The 589-nt window shown below is 40.4% G+C and carries 1 protein-coding gene; it reads left to right on the plus strand.

All coding sequences use genetic code 11. The annotated features are described in order from the left end of the window. Window positions 1-589 (plus strand): sulfatase-like hydrolase/transferase (locus FNN09_RS20900; RefSeq protein ID WP_143304431.1); only part of this gene is annotated, 589 nt, incomplete at both ends.

Below are 589 nucleotides of genomic sequence, written 5' to 3' on the forward strand. Positions count from 1 at the left end.
CGTAATGCACATAGTTATTATCCATGGCATTTGTACAACAATAATGAAAAAGAAATCCTTGACAATAATGCCGGTGATAAAAAAGGGACTTATGCTCCAATCCCTATTCACGAGAAAGCGATGGCCTTTATAGAAAAACACAGTGATGAACCCTTTTTTCTATATTATCCGAATGTAATACCCCATGCCGAGCTTGAAGTACCTGAGTCGTATATGGAAAAATACCGCGGTAAATATTTACCTGAAAAAGAGTTTAAAGGAGTAACATCCAAAAATAAGAGATTCAGGAATGGCGGATATGCCTCTCAAAAAGAATCGCATGCAGCCTTTGCGGGAATGATAAACTTAATGGATGAACAGGTAGGTGAAATTGTGGCAAAAATAGAAGAGCTTGGTTTGACTGAAAATACAATCATCATGTTTGCCTCTGACAACGGTCCCCATGCAGTAGGAGGTGGCGATCCTGAATACTTTAATTCCAATGGTATTTATCGCGGAATTAAGCGCGATTTGTATGAAGGTGGCATTCGGGTTCCCTTTATTGTTAGCTGGCCCGAAACCATAGCGCAAGGCGCAAGCAGTGAGCATA

Source organism: Carboxylicivirga sp. M1479 (assembly GCF_007097485.1).
In the GTDB taxonomy this organism is placed as follows: Bacteria; Bacteroidota; Bacteroidia; order Bacteroidales; family Marinilabiliaceae; genus Carboxylicivirga.